Annotated in this window: 14 protein-coding genes and 2 pseudogenes; 11 read left to right on the plus strand and 5 right to left on the minus strand. The window is 40.4% G+C overall.

Annotation, left to right across the window (positions count from 1 at the left end):
• Positions 1-142, minus strand: a pseudogene (locus H6G74_RS11535) (transposase); the annotation flags it as partial.
• A gap of 405 nt (positions 143-547) precedes the next feature.
• Here H6G74_RS11535 and H6G74_RS11540 point away from each other — a divergent pair.
• Entirely contained in the window at positions 548-868 is a 321-nt protein-coding gene (locus H6G74_RS11540; protein WP_190967809.1) for a hypothetical protein, read from the plus strand.
• A gap of 74 nt (positions 869-942) precedes the next feature.
• On the opposite strand, the gene H6G74_RS11545 is transcribed toward H6G74_RS11540, so the two are convergent.
• Both H6G74_RS11545 and H6G74_RS11550 read right to left on the minus strand, forming a co-directional pair.
• A complete protein-coding gene (locus H6G74_RS11545) occupies positions 943-1,287 on the minus strand; it encodes a DUF6527 family protein (RefSeq protein WP_144427524.1) in 345 nt (114 codons plus the stop codon).
• Positions 1,284-1,514, minus strand: a complete 231-nt coding sequence (locus tag H6G74_RS11550) for a hypothetical protein (RefSeq protein WP_190967810.1) — start codon at positions 1,512-1,514, stop codon at positions 1,284-1,286. The genes H6G74_RS11545 and H6G74_RS11550 overlap by 4 nt, the downstream gene beginning before the upstream one ends.
• 74 nt (positions 1,515-1,588) lie before the next feature.
• Between H6G74_RS11550 and H6G74_RS11555 the strand changes: the two are divergent.
• The 7 genes and pseudogenes from H6G74_RS11555 to H6G74_RS11585 form a co-directional block, all read left to right on the plus strand.
• Positions 1,589-1,918: pseudogene (locus tag H6G74_RS11555) on the plus strand (IS1634 family transposase); the annotation flags it as partial.
• Positions 1,919-2,288: 370 nt separating this feature from the next.
• Entirely contained in the window at positions 2,289-2,498 is a 210-nt protein-coding gene (locus tag H6G74_RS11560; RefSeq protein ID WP_190967812.1) for a hypothetical protein, read from the plus strand.
• 201 nt (positions 2,499-2,699) lie between these two features.
• Positions 2,700-3,707 carry a zinc-dependent alcohol dehydrogenase family protein gene (locus H6G74_RS11565; RefSeq protein WP_190967813.1) on the plus strand — a complete coding sequence of 336 codons (1,008 nt, stop codon included), beginning with the start codon at positions 2,700-2,702 and terminating at the stop codon, positions 3,705-3,707.
• Between the two features lie 73 nt (positions 3,708-3,780).
• Positions 3,781-5,943 carry a pentapeptide repeat-containing protein gene (locus tag H6G74_RS11570; RefSeq protein ID WP_190967814.1) on the plus strand — a complete coding sequence of 721 codons (2,163 nt, stop codon included), beginning with the start codon at positions 3,781-3,783 and terminating at the stop codon, positions 5,941-5,943.
• 35 nt (positions 5,944-5,978) lie between these two features.
• Positions 5,979-6,845, plus strand: a complete 867-nt coding sequence (locus tag H6G74_RS11575; RefSeq protein ID WP_190967815.1) for a GNAT family N-acetyltransferase — start codon at positions 5,979-5,981, stop codon at positions 6,843-6,845.
• 267 nt (positions 6,846-7,112) lie between these two features.
• Positions 7,113-8,894: an ABC transporter ATP-binding protein gene (locus H6G74_RS11580; protein ID WP_190967816.1), complete on the plus strand. Its 1,782-nt coding sequence runs from the start codon at positions 7,113-7,115 to the stop codon at positions 8,892-8,894.
• Positions 8,895-9,021: 127 nt separating this feature from the next.
• On the plus strand, positions 9,022-9,378 hold the full coding sequence (locus H6G74_RS11585; protein WP_190967817.1) for a Spx/MgsR family RNA polymerase-binding regulatory protein: 357 nt from the start codon (positions 9,022-9,024) through the stop codon (positions 9,376-9,378).
• A 52-nt stretch (positions 9,379-9,430) separates the two neighbouring features.
• On the opposite strand, the gene H6G74_RS11590 is transcribed toward H6G74_RS11585, so the two are convergent.
• Together H6G74_RS11590 and H6G74_RS11595 are read right to left on the minus strand one after the other, a co-directional pair.
• Positions 9,431-10,759: a serpin family protein gene (locus H6G74_RS11590; protein ID WP_190967818.1), complete on the minus strand. Its 1,329-nt coding sequence runs from the start codon at positions 10,757-10,759 to the stop codon at positions 9,431-9,433.
• 382 nt (positions 10,760-11,141) lie between these two features.
• Positions 11,142-12,734: a tetratricopeptide repeat protein gene (locus H6G74_RS11595; RefSeq protein WP_190967819.1), complete on the minus strand. Its 1,593-nt coding sequence runs from the start codon at positions 12,732-12,734 to the stop codon at positions 11,142-11,144.
• Positions 12,735-13,139: 405 nt separating this feature from the next.
• Between H6G74_RS11595 and mrdA the strand changes: the two genes are divergently transcribed.
• The 3 genes from mrdA (at position 13,140) to H6G74_RS11610 (ending at position 17,168) form a co-directional block, all read left to right on the plus strand.
• Positions 13,140-14,960: a penicillin-binding protein 2 gene (gene mrdA / locus H6G74_RS11600; protein WP_190967820.1), complete on the plus strand. Its 1,821-nt coding sequence runs from the start codon at positions 13,140-13,142 to the stop codon at positions 14,958-14,960.
• Between the two features lie 390 nt (positions 14,961-15,350).
• Entirely contained in the window at positions 15,351-15,536 is a 186-nt protein-coding gene (locus tag H6G74_RS11605) for a hypothetical protein (protein ID WP_190967821.1), read from the plus strand.
• A gap of 42 nt (positions 15,537-15,578) precedes the next feature.
• Positions 15,579-17,168 carry a B12-binding domain-containing radical SAM protein gene (locus tag H6G74_RS11610; protein ID WP_190967822.1) on the plus strand — a complete coding sequence of 530 codons (1,590 nt, stop codon included), beginning with the start codon at positions 15,579-15,581 and terminating at the stop codon, positions 17,166-17,168.
• Positions 17,169-17,731 lie beyond the last annotated feature (563 nt).

Raw genomic sequence — 17,731 nt, forward strand, 5'->3', positions numbered from 1 at the left:
ACCTGCTCTGTAACGATACAACACTGCTTCTACAAACAATCGATTATCTTTAGCTGTGACTCCCACATAGCCCTCTCTCCCTGGCAACAGGTTTTTGATTCTCTCCCACTGGTCATCACGCAAGAGCGTATCGGCGTGTCATCCTTTTTCTGTTATTTATGTTTTCTTCAACAGTTTTGATTCCAGTTTATCTAATTGATGACACACCCTAGGTATTTTAAGAAAATTTGCAATCGAACAAAAAATCAGTTCGCTACAGTATTTTGAATTACTTGAAGGACTGGAAGCATACATAAATGTACAACCTACTTTACGCCAAAGTTTAGCAAATGACTATTTTGGTTTAGCGATCGCTGAAATAGATAACGCATTACGTCAAGAAGAAATCGAAGCACCTTTTTTTCAAGATTTAAAACGTGCATTACTCTGTCTTAACTCAGATTCAGCAAATGAGCTTGTTGAGTATCGCCAGCAACGTCGTGCTGAGGCTACTAGGCTGAATGTACAAGTAGCTTCAGATGACAACATAGTATTAACAACTCAAAACTTGGCATCTATAAATCTTGCGTTAGTGGGTGGACACCAAGCAACTCGACGAGAAGTCATCCGTGAATTGTGCGAAAACTACGGTTTAAAAAATTGTGTTGAGGTTGCCCCCTCAAGTGAAGCATATATAAGTCGCAGTAACGTACAGGCACAGATAAGCAATTGTAATTTAATTGCAATAATTACTGGATATATGGGTCATGATTTAAGTCAAATTGTCTCTGACTTAAAAAAAGATGGCACTTTAACAGGTGATGTCTTTTTTCTAGCTTGTCGGGGCAAAAGTGGTGTAGTTCGCGCAATTCTTAATAAGGTGCAATAATAAAATGGCTGATTACACACTTGGAAAAATCTAATTTCATCACATCAATTTCTTTATGTTGTCCACACTTGAGATTAATTGTTAGAACACCAATGTATTAAACCTTTTTGCAAAAAGAAGTGACTTCGACAATCAACTGTACGCCAAACGGAAGGATGTAAACTAATTGTGCCGTCTAGACCTTCTGTTAAGTGCCACCTCGGTGAACCTTCTGGCATTAAACTCATATGTAACGTTGCACCACAACCACAAGGACAGCACATTGCAGCGTACCAAAGATACTCACCTTCACCAGCAATGTAAACACATTTGGAATGCAGTTGTTCGGGTAAATCCATTACCCATACAGTTCTTAGTGGCAATGGTTTTCTCAACAGCCATAGCTTTAGTACTCGACAGGCATAATAAAACCACTTCATATACAAATCGCCTCTGTGTCACTTAACTCAGGATTATCTAATAGAGGAATCACATCACCCCGGCCTATATGCTTCACTAAAGTTGGACAAAGAGTTGTCATTGGCTCAGTGTATAGTTGCATTTGACTAAAACTGAACATCAAGGAATCATACTGTGAATTAGGTTCTTCTCGGTAAGGACGCAGTCTTACTAAGAATTCCAGCACGGCAAACGATGCAATGTTCATATTGACGCTAATAACAGCAGGTCGTTCATCTGGTGGTAATCCAGCAATATATTTGTCACGATGCTATTGCCTAAACTCACAAAACTTTTGGCTGGAGAGCTTTTGCCAGCAATGCTCCCAAGAGTATGTTATCTCTTGAACACGCTGTACTGATTTATCGAGACGAATGGATTGCTGAACGTGGTTTTCATCGTCTCAAGGGTGCGTCACTTTCGATTGCCCCAATGTTTGTGCAACGTGATGACCAAGTTACAGGTCTGATTAATTTACTGAGTCTAGCCCTACGTTTGCTGACAATCATCGAGTTTGTTGTTAGACGACAACTGACTGTAATTGAGGTCAACTCTCTTGCTGGAATGTATCCAAAACATCCAAAAAAACGCACTGCTCAACCTACTTTGGAAGGTGAAAAACGGCGAAAATCAAGGTAAGAATTTGAGATACCTTCAAAAAGCACAGATATCTAAAAACAGCAGATTCAGCATAGTGCAAAAAGTATTCTCACCAAAATGCTTGACTATACAATAACTATGCAACGCTGGCCAAAGCAATAAAAAAGCGATCGCTGTTCATATCAGTTATCGCCAAACTACAAAAAATATCTTTTGTGCATAATTTTACCAGCAATGGCAGAAATACGGCTCAGGAAGTTCTACAGGATTTAAGACTAGTATCGAAAAATGAATGGGCCATTAACCTCACTTAGAAATAATGCAGAATCCCTGAGGAATAATTAGCAAATAATTTTCTTGATACTGCCTAAATCTTAAATAGATGTTGACATTAAGAGCTGATTTGCGATCGCTATTAGCTCAGATGAGCAACAGCATTATTATTGTTGGGGATTCTGCTAATGATAGAACTGCTGCATGGATAAAAGCAGCAGGTATTGCTCTCGATAAGGAGCATTGCAAGAAAGTCGCTTGTGCTGAAGATATTGATAGAGAAAGCTATGAGAATAGTTTTGGGAAACAACTGGGGTAAAAATGTAGAGAATTGATCATGGATGAATTTTGTCATTATTTAATTGATTTAAACCAGATAATTGCTGTTATTTTACTAAAGTGATTTGTTAAAAGTAGGCATCTTAAATCAACTAATCAAACCTCCACGACTCCAAAACATAGCAATACTGGTAAAGTTGCAAAAGAACAAGCATCTAGTATCAGCCAGGAGGAAAGTATTGTGAAAGCCGTCTTAATGACCGCAGCCGGTAGTCCCGAAGTACTGCAATTACAGGAAGTCCCAACCCCTAGTATTCCTTTGGATAATACTCAACTTTTAGTCCGTTTGGTAGCGGCTGGTGTTAACCCAATTGATACGAAACTGCGTAAACGTGGCACTTTTTACCCTGATCAAATGCCGGCAATTTTAGGATGTGATGGTGCAGGTGTTGTGGAAGCAGTGGGTGCTGGTGTACAAAAATTTCGTCCAGGGGATGCAGTGTATTTTTGCTATGGTGGTTTGGGTGGACACCAAGGTAATTATGCAGAATATACAGTTGTGGATGAGCGATTTGTAGCACGTAAACCGGCTTCTGTGTCTTTTGCAGAAGCAGCCGCAGCACCGTTAGTACTAATTACGGCTTGGGAAGCTTTATACGAACGGGGAAGATTGGAACCAGGGGAACGGGTGCTAATTCATGCTGGTGCTGGCGGTGTGGGACACGTAGCGATTCAACTGGCGAAACTCAAGGGTGCTGCTGTCGCTACAACGGTGAGTACTCAGGAAAAAGCGGATTTTGTGCAGCAACTTGGTGCAGATTACCCGATATTTTACAAACAAACAGATTTTGTTCAAGCTACTTTAGATTGGACTAGTGGTGGAGGTGTAGACTTAGCTTTTGATACCGTTGGTGGTGAAACTTTTCACAAAACCTTTCCGGCGGTGCGGGTGTATGGTGATATTGTGACGATTCTGGAACCTGATGCGAATACGGTGTGGAAAACGGCGCGGAATCGCAATCTCCGCATAGGGTTGGAATTGATGCTAACACCAATGTTGTTGGGACTGGATGAAAGTTTGCAGCATCATGGGGAAATTTTGTCACAATGCGCGAGTTGGATGGAACAAGGGAAGCTGAAAATCCAGGTTAATCATCAGTTTCAGTTAAAAGATGCAGCAAAAGCCCATGAATTAATTGAAACAGGTGCGATCGCGGGTAAAATTGTCCTGCTGATTAGTGATGAATGATTGACATTTGAGTAATTTATTTCTTCCAGTCCAAAATACGCTGAGAAAAGCGCAGAGGTTCGCTCAGAATCTGATGTTTGTGTGCCTCTGCGGTTTATTTTTGAGTTTTTCGCTACCTGCGTCTGCTGTCGCCGCACCAACGCAACTAGAACGCACACCCCTAACACTGGAAATCTTACAAGAAAGAATAGGTAAACCAATACTCCGCGAAGGTAATTTAACTGTTGATTTGCGGCAGATGGTGATTGATTTGCGTCCAGAAAATAGCAGTTTTCGGGATGCTTTTTATCAGTTGTTACGGAAAGAATTGCAAAAGGCTGGTGCGAAACCCTTGGGTTTAGATTTGAGTTATTCTGTGATTCAAGGTGATTTTATCGGCAGTGATTTGGGTTTACGTACACCTTTATATGCTCAGGCGATCGCACCAATTTTTACCGCTACCGAACAAGCACAATTAGAAAGTTTACGTCTGGTTTGTCTACAGTCACTAGCCATTGCTTTACCTAATTCTAAAGATTGTCGCTCACTTTTAGCAACTGATTCAAATACTTCTGGCGAAATTAATGTTTTTCGTGGCACTTTAACGCTGGTAAATACTCGCTTTAATGGACAAGTTAATTTTCTGAATACTTTCTTTCTTCAAGCTGTAGATGCTCAAAATGCCACATTCTTACAATCAGCTAACTGGAGTGAAACTAGATTTAGTCGTCTGGTTAGCTTTATGAATGCAACTTTCCGCCAAGGAACTAATTTTCAAGGTGGGATTTTTTTTGATAACGTTAATTTTAAACAAGCTCAATTTCAAGAATTAGCTGATTTTCGTAGTAGTTTTTTTGTTCAATCTGCTAACTTTAATCAAGCTTTGTTTAAGCAGTTAGCTAAATTTAATAAAGTACAATGGCAAGGTAATATTAATTTTGCTGATGTTCGCTTTGCTGGTCAAGCCCAATTTACCAAAGCCAATTTTAATCAGTTTCTGTTATTAACCGAGGTAACTTTTGAACAAGCTGTGAGTTTTCGGGAAGCTCAATTTAATCAGCCTGTGAATTTACGTGGTGCTAGTATTCTCAATTTAGCAGATTTTAGTGATGCAATTTTTGCGAAAACTGCTTTTTTAAATGTGCCAGGATTGAGTTTTAATTCTAACCAAGCCAAAATCTTAGGAAATCTTGGTCAAATTGGTAAGAGGTTTTGTGTACCAAGCTTACAAGGTAACCAAAATGTTTTGCGGAATTTAAGCCAGAATTTTCGCCAACAACAACAAATTGCTGATGCTAATCAATTGGAATATATCAAACAGCAACTTAGATTAATTGAGTTAAGTCAACGGTTGCTGAGAACAAATATTAATAGTGCTTCTAGCACGCGGTTGATCAATTCGGGTTTTTCCGCAACCCAAGCAGAAGAAATAATCAACCGTCGTCAGTTCAGAATATTTCAAAATAGTGCTGAGTTATTAACTTTAGCAGATATTAATTTAGAAACATATCATGAATTGAGCGATCGCCTGAGTTTTGGTGAACCTCTAGCTTTAGGTGGATGGATATTACAAGCTTGGAGTTGGTTAGCTTTAAGTTTACTGCTATTACTAAGTGGTTATGGCACAAGTTTTTGGTTAGCTTTTGGTGTAGGTGGTGTAGCGATCGCTTACTTTGGGTTACTCTTTTGGTTAGTAGACCGTTGTCGTCGTCTTCATCCTGTAGCAATAGTTCCCACCTACTACGAAACTGTTTCGATATTGTTAGGTTTTAGTTGTATAGAATTTTTCAGTTTATTAGCTATATTCCGCAATGCCGAACAGCCTTGGCTCACATTGGGATGTTTATTATTGATTATTATTCCAGTGCCAATCACTTTAATAATTCGATTATATCAACAAGGACGCTATCATGATTTAATGGATGTTTCTTACTTCACTGAAGATGGAACATTCCGCCAATTAAGATTATTAATTGGACGTTTACCAGTGATTCCCCGCAATCAAACATTTCGGGAAAGATATATGCCATTATTGAGCGATCGCCGTTGGAATTGGTTGAATTATTATGACTTTAGCCTAAATAATTTAGTGCGATTAGGATTTAATGATATTCGGTTGCGTGACCAACATTTACCAGGAATTATTGCTACTCTTGCTTGGTATCAATGGAGCTTGGGTGTACTTTATATTACCCTCATTTTGTGGACACTTTCACGGACAATTCCTGGCTTAAATTTACTGATTTATCTGAAATAAAGGATCAATATATCATCTCAGCAACGGAGTTTTTTGTGGCTATTTTAAGAACCTTGGAACCTGGTGATGAAGCATTTCTAGAAAACTTTTTGTTGCAACACGCCGATACTTCGATGTTTTTGCGCTCAAATTGGCGTGAAGCAGGGTTACTCGACCAAGGTGCAAGGTTTCAGGGAACATATATAGCTGCGATCGCTAATGAAACTATAGTTGCAGTCGCCGCACATTATTGGAATGGGATGCTCATAGTCCAAGCGCCAGTGCATCTGGTCGAAGTGGTACAAGCAGTAGTTAACCAGTCCCATCGCCCGATTTTGGGAATTGCAGGCCCAGCAGTGCAAGTTGCAGCCACGAAGCAAGTCTTAGGACTAGTTGAACGACCAACTCAACTTGATGAAAGCGAAATATTGTTGTCTTTGGCATTGCAAGATTTACAAGTACCTCCAGCTTTAGCATCAAGAGAAGTTGAATGTCGATTGCCTTACCCAGAAGAATTTGATTTACTTAGCCATTGGTGTGCTGACTATAATATAGAAGCCTTGGGACATCTCTACACCCCTGATTTAGTCGTGAATTGTCGCCGTGAGTTAGAAGCACGCCAAGCCAGGGCGAGACATTGGATTTTAGTCGCCCAAGATACTCCCATAGCTTATACAACTTTTAATGCTTGGCTACCTGATATTGTGCAGATTGGCGGTGTATGGACACCACCAGCCTTGAGGGGTAGAGGTTATGCCAAATGTGTAGTAGCTGGCTCATTATTAGAAGCGCGATCGCACGGAGTTGAACGTGCTATCTTATTTACCAATCGAGAAAATTATCCAGCCCTAGCAGCATACCAAGCGATCGGTTTTCGTCCCACTGGTGAAGAATTTGGTTTGGTGATGTTTCAGTCAACATAAACATGACTATAGGAATCCGATTTGATTTCCGAATCTAGTTGTGTAGGCAGGGAGTAGGGAATGGGGAGTAGGGAGTAGGAAAAAAGCCTGACCTGGGTGTACTGATTTTTTTCATAAATCAAATATGAGTCCTATAGTTGTCGGTGTTAAATTTTCTAGTTCCAGAATTAAATACAATAGAAATTGTCGCAATTGAAACCATAATTGCCACCAGCCGCAGACAGCAATTCCCAATCCAAAATCTAAAATCCCAAATTCAAAATTCTTATGAGAGGTACAAGCCCAATTGTTGCATCTGAGCAACTGGCAACTCAGCAACTCTCAACCGTCAGGCGATTTTTACAATACCTGCGGCCATATCGCAAAGAAATTCCCATTGCCTTGACATTAGTACTAATTGGTGCATCAACTCAGGCGATCGCACCTTTTTTACTTGGTTGGTCAGTTGACCATCTAATTGCCCAAGGTAATTTACCCGGTTTGTTGCTGCTGTTAGGACTATTAGCAATCATCTACGTACTTGGTATTTCGGCAACCCGTGGTCAAATTGTGCGTGTCGGCTGGATTATGCAGCGATTATTGGCACAACTGCGCCAAGATATCTTTCTAAAAATTCAGAGTTTGCCACTCAGCTTTTTTGACCGCAGTGAAGCAGGCGATTTGATGAGTCGCTTATTAAATGATGTCAATACCGTCAATCAAGCATTCGGACAAACTGTCGCCCAAATGTTGGGTAACGTTTTTAGTTTGATTGGGATTGTAATTGCGATGTTGGCGATTAATGTACAACTCGGTTTGTTGAGTAACCTAGTTGTGCCACTGATGATTTTTACTACTAGCTTATTTGCTCGTTGGGCAAGAGCTAGATTTCGCGTCACCCGGCAAACCATTGGCGACCTCTCAGCCAAATTAGAAGAAGATATTAGTAGTGTGCGCGAAGCCCAAGCATTTAACCGCGTACACATCAACATTCAAGAATTCGACCTGCTCAACGCAGCTAACCGGGATGCCAATGTCGAGGCGGTGGCCATTACTGCGGCGTTTTTACCCTCAATTGATTTTCTCAACACCCTCGCCACCGCAGGCGTACTCGCTTATGGTGGTTATCTTGCTGTTACTGGAGCCGCAACCGTTGGTGTAGTTACATCCTTTTTACTCTACGTCCAACAATTTTTTCGCCCGATTCAAATTCTCAGCCAGTTTTATACCCAAGCACAATCAGCCTTTGCTGGATTAGAGCGAATTTTCCTGCTGTTAGATGAACCAGCCCAACTCCGAGATGCACCGGATGCAAAAGAAATGCCAGCAATTCAAGGTGAGGTGAGATTTGAGAATGTCACCTTTGGCTATAATCTAGAACAACTGGTTCTCAAAGGCGTGAATTTACACGCCAGTCCTGGACAAATGATTGCACTGGTGGGGCCGACAGGTTCAGGTAAAACGACAATCATTAACCTAATATTGCGTTTTTATGATGTCTCTGGCGGGGCAGTCAAAATAGATGACATTGATGTGCGGAGTGTCACCCAAGCAAGTTTGCGCCGTCAGATTGGGATTGTTTTGCAAGATAATATTTTGTTCAGTGGCACTGTCGCCGAAAATATTGCCTTTGGCGCTCCTTACGCCAGCCAAGCCGAAATTGAAAGTGCGGCTCAATTGGCAAATGTGCATGAATTTATTACTTCCCTACCACAAGGTTATGCAACCCAACTAGGTGAACGAGGTGCGCCCCTCAGTCAAGGACAGCGACAACTCATTAGTATTGCCCGTGCGGTGTTGATTAATCCCCGGATTTTGATTTTAGATGAAGCAACTAGTAGTATTGATACTCGTACAGAAGCATTAGTGCAGAGTGCGATCGCGCGTTTGTTACAAGGTCGTACCAGCTTTGTCATTGCTCACCGCCTCAGCACCGTCACCCAAGCAGATCAAGTCTTAGTCATTCAACAAGGACAAATAGTCGAACAAGGCACTCATACACAACTCATAGAGCAACAAGGAGTCTATGCAAATCTTTATAGTCTTCAACTAGGGGCAAATAATTCATAGGCATCATCTCATGGTATATAGGGGTAGTCAGATATGTTAGGACAGTTTGAAAGCTTGAATGCAAGGGATAGTAAGACTCTCCCTCCTGCCTTCTGCTATATCTGGAAGTTGTTGCTCAAATTTAATTATGTCTGTTCAAGTCTACGGCATACCCAACTGTGGTACTTGCAAAAAAGCTCTAACTTGGCTGCAAAACAACCAAATTGACTATGAGTTTATCAACACTAAAGAAACTCCGCCCACCCGTGAAGAAATCGAAAACTGGGTAAAATCCCTGGGTTCTGCTGTGATGCGAAATACCTCCGGGCAATCTTACCGCGCTTTAGGCGAACAAAAAAAGACTTGGACTGAACAACAATGGATAGACGCATTCACACTTGATGCCATGTTACTCAAACGTCCATTGTTCGTTAAAGATGGAACAGCCGTATTGACTGGTTTCAAAAATGAGACATTAGTGCGAGAAAAATTAAATCTAAACTGAGTCTATCCCTTCCTTGTCCCTACTCCCACCCAAAAAGCAACGTGAGATCAAATCAGCTTGGTTCCAAAATCGAACCCATGAATAAAATGCTACCTGTTTGATTATCTCGAATGGCACAGAAGAAAGGACGGTCAACAATCATCCGGAATGGTTCTGGCTTTTCTCTCACAGATGTGGCTACAATTCCTACTGATGTCGCCGCCGCCGCTTCTGTACCTTCTTCATTAACTTCTACAAAAGTTTTATGTTTTACCTCGCTAATAGCTAAATCTTTCCCCATTCCCGAAAAATTAGCTTGTGAACTAAAAGCTTCCTGCATTCCTAAAGCTTTTAGCGCATCGTTGAGTGTGATTTCGTAGTCAGTTTTAAACTTGGGTAGGCGAATGAAACCTTCTTGGCTATGAAATTGTGTTAACCATTTTTCCCAATTCTGGGCATTTAAGTTTTGATAAAAAGATTTGAGATTGGAGTTTTGTTTTGGCAGAAAGACATAAAAGCTGACTTTACCATCTTTGCCATAAGGTAAACTTACTGCTTGAAACTGCTCATTTTCATAATATTTATACTCTCCTGTTTGAGACATCATAGAGTGTAGCTTTTTCTGCCCTGATGCGCTGTAAAAAGGATGTTCAGCAGTTTGGTTTTTATCAAACTTTTCACTCCATTGCCCTTTAAAGTAAATAGCATTAATTAAAAACAGCACTTGATTGGGTTGTATTTGGTCAACAATTTTGCTGATTTTGCCTTGGGTATTATCATTAACCCAGTTATTAATGGTATTTAAGGCAGATGCAGATTTAAAGTCTAAATTGGCTACTTTGGCTTTGTAAAATTCTTGATTTCGTTGCAAAAAGTCGGGGCGCAAATTCACATCTTTATTTACCCAAAGTGAGTTAGCAATATTTAACTGCACATTAGCATTGGGATTTTCTAAGTTACTTTTTAAAGCAGCATAGTTAGAGTTAATTGCTGGCAGACTCAAACCTTGTAATTCCAGGGTTTTAGCCATTGCCTGTTGGGTAGAACCACTAGCACCGTTGTAGGTCATAGCTAAGGCGATCGCTACACTACTAGGTGAAATAAAAATGTTTTTTTCGCTACCTTCTGTTTGTAAAACTTCCGAAAACAACTTAAAGCCAAATTTGTTATTAGCATTTACTAATTTTGTATCAGCTTTGACGGTTTTTTTTTGCAATGGTAATTCTGGTTGAGGCATTTTCGAGTCGGCAAGAGCATCACTATTACTATTGACTTGAGAACAACCAAGTACACCTAGCAAAACTACACTTGCAGCCGCTAGAACATAGCGTCTTCCTAGACTCACACCGTAACGTCTTTGTAGAAAACTTGCTTTCATCCCGCTTAACTTTTGCCGATTCATTCTTCCACCTCACTTACCAAAGATTAATCAAGATTTATGCTTAATGCGTTAATGATTAACTATTGCATTAATTCGAGTCTCATCCTTTGACGGTTACAGTTTTTGTAACGGCAATTAAAAGGAAGTGGTAAATGGGAAATGAATCTACTTATGATAGGAATGGGTAAAAATACTATTACATTACTATAGTGATTAGATTCTGCACCAGGGAGTATGGTTGTAAATTTAACTGGGCTGAAATTTGATTTTGTGGCATCATAATAGTTGTACTCCGATATGGGGATTAAAAGAAGGCGATCGCAGTCTTTTGTCTGAGAGCGATCGCTTTTTCCATACCTGAGAATAAGGTATTAGATTATACTAAAATAACCTCTAACTTAAATTAAAAATTCAAAATATCTAACGACTCTTCAATTTGTAAATCTAAAACTCGTCCTCGCGCATCTTTAAGGGCATCTAATTTACCTTCTTTACGATAAAGTTCTACAGCTTTTTGAAAATCTGTCATTGCTGCTTGTTTATCGCCGATTGCTGACTGCACATTGCCGCGATTATAATAAGCATCGGCATAATTTGGGTTTATTTGTATAGCCTGAGTATAATCTTCAAAAGCTCCGGCATTGTCACCTAAATCATAACGAGCATTACCGCGATTATAATAAGCATGGGCATCATGAGGGTTAATCGCAATTACTTGAGTATAATCATCAATTGCACCTTCATAATCACCCATATCTGCACGCGCGTTACCTCGGTTTTTGTAAGCAATAGCATCATGAGGATTTAACTTAATAGCTTTAGTAAAGCTTTGCTGATAACCTAAAAAATAACGGGACATGCCACGGTTTTGATAATTTATGGCATAGTTAGGATTAATTTTAAGTGCTTGGCTGTAATCTTCAATCGCGCCTTGATTATCTCCTAAATGAGAACGAGCATCGGCACGATTTTTATAAGCTACTGCCAGATGAGGATTGATATTAATTGCCTGGGAGTAATCATGAATTGCTGAAGTATAATCGTTTAACTGGTAACTCGCTAACCCACGTTTAATATATAACTTGGCATCATTGAGGTTAAGTTGAATCGCTTGGGAATAATCTGCGATCGCTTCTGCATAATCTCCCAATTGATAATAGCTTAATCCCCGTTGATAATAAATCTCTACATCATTTGGGTGTAATTTTAACGCTTGACTGTAGTTAGCGATCGCATTTGCATATTCTCCCTTGGCAAAACAATCATTCCCTAGTTTGACATAATCAATTTCTGTCTGCACAATCAAAAGTTGATTATCTTGATTAGCTGCGGGACGCGCCACTAATATTGGTGATTTATGGTTATCTTCTGTCCGAGATTCTTGATAATTAATAGTAGATTGATATTGTTCTAAATAACAACGCAAGCCACCACCATATAATAATTGTTCTATCCCAAAGGCAATTCTCCCTGTTTTGAGTTTAATCATCCGAGTCGGTAGAAATCCGGCTAAAAAAAGATGATACTCAGATTGTGCTTCGTGTACTTCTTCTTGAATTAAAATACAAACTACAACTGCATTTTTTTCTACTTCTTCCGAACTAACAGACCATCTCACCCGCTCCAGGCTACCATGCCGAGATTTAACTTCAATTCCCACTGATGGGTTAGTAGTCAGGGTAAAATCTATCTTGCCATCACCACCAAAGCGTTTCTCATAATCAACTTCGGTAATTAAATCAGCCAAACGTTCTTTAACAACTTCCTCACCTAATTTACCTTTGAGGTAGCTGATAAAAACATCACGCACTGGCGAAACCCGCTTGTATTTTTCAGCCATTTGCCAACAAAAGTCGCGGAGTATTTTTAATCTCTCCCCAGAGATTATAGTTAATTCGCTGTATTGACCTTCCGTTTCGCAACGTAGCAGAGAACCAGATGTTAGCCTTTGAATAAAATCAGACTGTAGCGATCGCAGCAGCGTAATCCAGTCCATTGATATATTGCAATCCTATTTGATTTCTAAACATCTTGTCGAGACAGGGAATCAGGAGACTGATATATCTGCGAATCTTGGAATTAGATTATTTTATTCAAATATCCCATATACGTAAACATTTCCCCAGAAAAACACTCTCTACCTTGTCCCCCTTGTCTACCTTGTCCCCCTTCCCTCATCTCCCTCATCCCCTTCTCTCTAAATTTCTCCAGAATAATTTAGTCTGGTCATAGACTTTGCGAATGGCTAATTGCAATAATTATTGATAAACTGAATCAGCGATATGGTTTTACCTAAATCAGTAAAACTATATACAAAAAATTATTGTAATTAACAGTAATACCCGGTACAACCTCAGAACCATTGTATACAGATAGTACTTATCAGTAATTAACCTTATTTATGGCAGTATTACACCCTTCTCCTTTAGGTGGAAAAAAAAATACACGTACAGTCGGGCGCAATTTTCAGTCTATATTTTTGATGATATTCACCCTCACAATGCTGAGTGGCATCGGGGCGCGGTTAGCATATTTGCAAATTGTTGAGGGAAACACACACCGCCAACGCGCCGAGTCTAACCGGATTCGAGTCATTGCGAAACAGCCAGAACGGGGGAATATTTTTGACCGCAATGGCAAACTTTTAGCCAGTACTCGTTATCCTCGTTCCGTGTATCTTTGGCCAATGGCGCACACCAAACCCTCTTGGCCAATTGTGGGGCCGAGGTTAGCCAGCATTTTAGAGATTCCCCAAGCAGACATTGAAAAAAAGCTAGACGAAGCAGGTGCAAATTCATCTTCTTTAATTAGAATTGCCCGTGATTTGAACGAAGCCCAAGTCACAGCAATTAAGGAGTATGAAAACGAACTACCAGAAGTTGAAATTCACACGGAAGCTGTACGTTACTATCCCCACGGCACAGCCTTAGCTCATGTACTAGGTTATACTAGGGAATTAACGGCGGAACAGTTAAAAGAAAGAAAAAAAGACGGCTACCGTTTAGGCGATGTTATCGGTCAAATGGGAGTCGAAAAAGCTTACGAGAAATTATTACGGGGTGAATGGGGTGGTCAGCAAGTAGAAGTAGATGGGGCTGGGCGACCATTGCGGGTGTTAGGGGAAAAACAAGCCAAAGCCGGGAATGATTTGCATTTAACTTTAGATTTAGACATTCAAAAAGCTGCCGAAAAAGCTTTAGGCGATCGCGATGGTGCTATAGTAGCCATCAACCCCAAAAATGGCTCAGTTTTAGCCTTAGTTTCCCATCCCACCTTTGACCCCAACATCTTTTCTAAACAAAAACTCACACAAAAAGACTGGGAATCGGTACAAGGTGAAGACCATCCCCTAGTGAATCGCGCCCTCAGCGCCTTTCCCCCCGCCAGCACCTTTAAAATTGTCACAACCACGGCTGGTTTAGAATCAGGAAAATTTTCTCCCAGCACAATTTTACAAACCTACGGTTCCTTAAATATTGGCGGAACCAGATTTGGCGAATGGAACCACGCAGGTTTCGGGCCTTTGGGATTTGTCGGCGCGATGCAATGGAGTAGTGACACTTTCTTTTATCAAATAGGTAGAGGTGTTGGCGGCCCGACTTTAATTGAATGGACTCGCAAATATGGATTTGGTCAAAAAACTGGCTTTGAGTTCGCCTCAGAAGAAACCAAAGGTTTAGTCCCGGATGAAAACTGGAAACAAAAAGCCTGGAAAATACCCTGGACTGTAGGCGACACAATTAATATGTCTATTGGTCAAGGTGCTTTACAAACCACACCTTTACAAGTAGCAATTATGTTTGCAGTCCCCGCTAACGGCGGCTATCGAGTCCAGCCACATTTACTTAAAGATAATGAAGATGCTCAAAGTTGGCGCGAATCTTTAAATATGAAGCCGATAACCATTAAAATCTTGCGTGATGGACTACGCAAAGTTGTTTCTGACGGTACAGGTAAGGTTTTAAATAAACCCACAATTCCTCCTGTAGCGGGTAAAAGTGGTACAGCCGAAGCTTGGAAACGTCGTGTTAAACAAAATCATGCTTGGTTTGGTGCTTACGCGCCAGCTGATAATCCAGACTTGCTAATTGTCGCCTTTGCAGAACATTCTGGTGGTGGTGGTGGTAGCGTCGCTGCGCCGATGATTCTACAAATTATGGAAGACTACTATCAAAAGAAATACCCAGGTAAATATCAAAAACCAGAGGCGAAAAAACAATAGTTTGAAAGAGTGCTAAGTCTGATAATGTTTGGTTTCTCACAATAACATTCAGGAGTCAGGAGCAAGAATTTGGTATTACATTCTTGGTGATATTCTTGATTTTGACTTCTGAATTATTCTTCAATTAATATTCTGACTGTAGACTATGAATTTTAGGTTGTTATAACTTTAGACAGAGAAAGGAACAGCCTTCTGAGTTGTAGTATTTAAGATGTCTTTGTTGATTCATTTAGTAAGAAGATATTCTCAATCTTCTGACAAATGTATTGCTAATTTAAAAGACTAAAACAAATTAAGTCTTTTATTATTTTTATCATGCCTATATGCCAAACCTGTAGTGCAGAGATTAGGCGTTAATTTGTTTGGAGCAACATATCAGTTCCCAAACTGATGATGTTGGCTATTGATGGGAGTCCGAGCCTGGATTTCTCACAAGAGAGAAATCCAGGGGTGTGGGAAGGGTGGGAGGTGTGGGAGGTGTGGGAGGATGATGAAGAAATCTTTCCCCCCTCTCTTCCCACACTCCCCACACTCCCCTCTCTCCCCAAACTCACCACACCCGCTACCCATACGTGAGAAATTCGGGCGAGATAGCAGAAGTTTTGCAACTAGGATTTTATGAAAGCATTATTGCTCTACCCTCAGTTTCCCCAGTCCTTTTGGTCTTATGATCGCTTCATGGAAATCGCTGGACTTAAAGCCGTTTTACCGCCACTAGGAATTATCACAGTTGCAGCACTACTACCCAAAGAATGGGAAATTAGATTTTGCGATCGCAATGTCAATCTGGAAACAGAAGCTGATTGGGAGTGGTGCGATATCGTCATCTTGTCGGCCATGCTGGTGCAGAAACCAGATTTTCATGCCCTGATTCACAAAGCAGTGCGCTTAGGTAAAAAAGTAGCAGTTGGTGGCCCTTACCCAACATCTATTCCACAAGATGCTTTGAACTCTGGAGCGCATTATTTAATTTTGGATGAGGGGGAATTAACTGTTCCTCAATTTTTAGCAGCCCTCAATCAAGGCCAAGAACAAGGAATATTTCGCTCCCTCGAAAAACCGGATGTCAGCCAAAGCCCCATGCCCCGGTTTGACTTGCTAAAACGGGATGCTTACTTAATGATGGCTATCCAGTTTTCTCGCGGTTGCCCCTTTAACTGCGAGTTTTGCGATATTATTACACTCTACGGTCGCAAACCACGCACAAAAGAGCCTCAGCAAACCATTGCTGAGTTACAAGCTCTGTATGATTTAGGCTGGCGAGGGTCACTGTTTATTGTTGACGACAACTTTATAGGCAATCAACGGAACGTCAAACGTTTCTTGCGAGAGTTGATTCCTTGGATGAAACAACACTCATATCCCTTCACATTCATCACTGAAGCTTCTGTGAATTTAGCCGAAGATGAAGAACTGTTGCAATTAATGAATGAAGCAGGTTTTTATGCAGTCTTTCTCGGTATAGAAACGCCTGACCAAGAAAGTTTGCAGTTAACACAAAAACTGCAAAATACTCGTAATCCTCTTGTGCAAGCCTGTCAAAAGATTAATCAAGCAGGCATACTCATCTATGCAGGGTTTATCCTCGGTTTCGATGGAGAACGCCCAGGCGCAGGAGAACAAATTCAAGCTTTTGTCGAACAAACCAATATTCCTCAACCAATGTTGGGCATTCTTCAAGCTTTGCCCAATACTACTTTGTGGAACCGTCTACAAAAAGAGCAGCGTTTGTTAGAGAGTAAGGGTATTGGTGGAACTGAAGTGGGAGACCAGAATACCTTAATGAATTTCATCCCTACACGCTCCATTGATGAAATTGCTAGAGAATATGTAGAAGGCTTATGGAATTTATATGAACCCAGAAACTATCTAAGACGCTGTTTTCAGCAATGTCTGAGTCTTGGTTCCCTCGCAGGGCGAAAACAAACTATGCAATTTTCTCCAGGAAAGGCATTGCGGCTTGTTGTTCAGTTAATCTGGCTTCAAGGCTTACGTCAACCGGAAATTCGTGTGCAGTTCTGGCAACAACTCTGGGCAATTCTGCTGACAAAACCGCAAGTTCTGAATATGTATTTAGGACTATGCGCTGCTGGAGAACATTTTTGGGAGTACCGCGTTTTAGCTAGACAACGAATTACTCAACAATTAGGCTACGACCCACTCACAGTCTCTGCGTTACCTACGCAAGAACCAGTACTAGTCAAGTAGGGTGCGTGACGCTGATGCGATCGCATACCCTACTTGAGTGCGGCTTTTATGGACATTCCCAAGCTCACTAGCTCAAAGCTAGTCAAGCTACTCTTATATATACGTCTTCAGAAATCAAATAGGATTTCTACAGAGAAATTTCCAAAGCAAGTCTAAAATCTGGCCAGAGACTTTTTAGAAGCTGTTTAGTGTGCATCAAAGCCTTATTTTAGACTTGCTATATTTCCTCAATATCCTGACGAATTTAGTGCGTTTTTATTTATTGTTCATGTTGATTCGCTGAATCAATTGTAGACATAGGGAACCATTAAGAAGTCATCAATGTATCTTGATTTTGTGAAAAACCAAATGCGATAACTATGCCACAATGCTATTCAATGAATTTGTGTTTGTCAATATATTAAACACCTATCTGTTGCTTTAATTTAATTTACAAATCAGGAAATAAGTCACACAATCAGACATTTAAGACAGTTAAAATTATTAAACTAAATAAAATCAGACATTTAAGACAGTTAACTGCTTAATTCAGAATTTCTTATGCAATTTATAAAAATCTTAAA

Source organism: Nostoc spongiaeforme FACHB-130, from assembly GCF_014698475.1.
In the GTDB taxonomy this organism is placed as follows: Bacteria; Cyanobacteriota; Cyanobacteriia; order Cyanobacteriales; family Nostocaceae; genus Nostoc_B; species Nostoc_B spongiaeforme.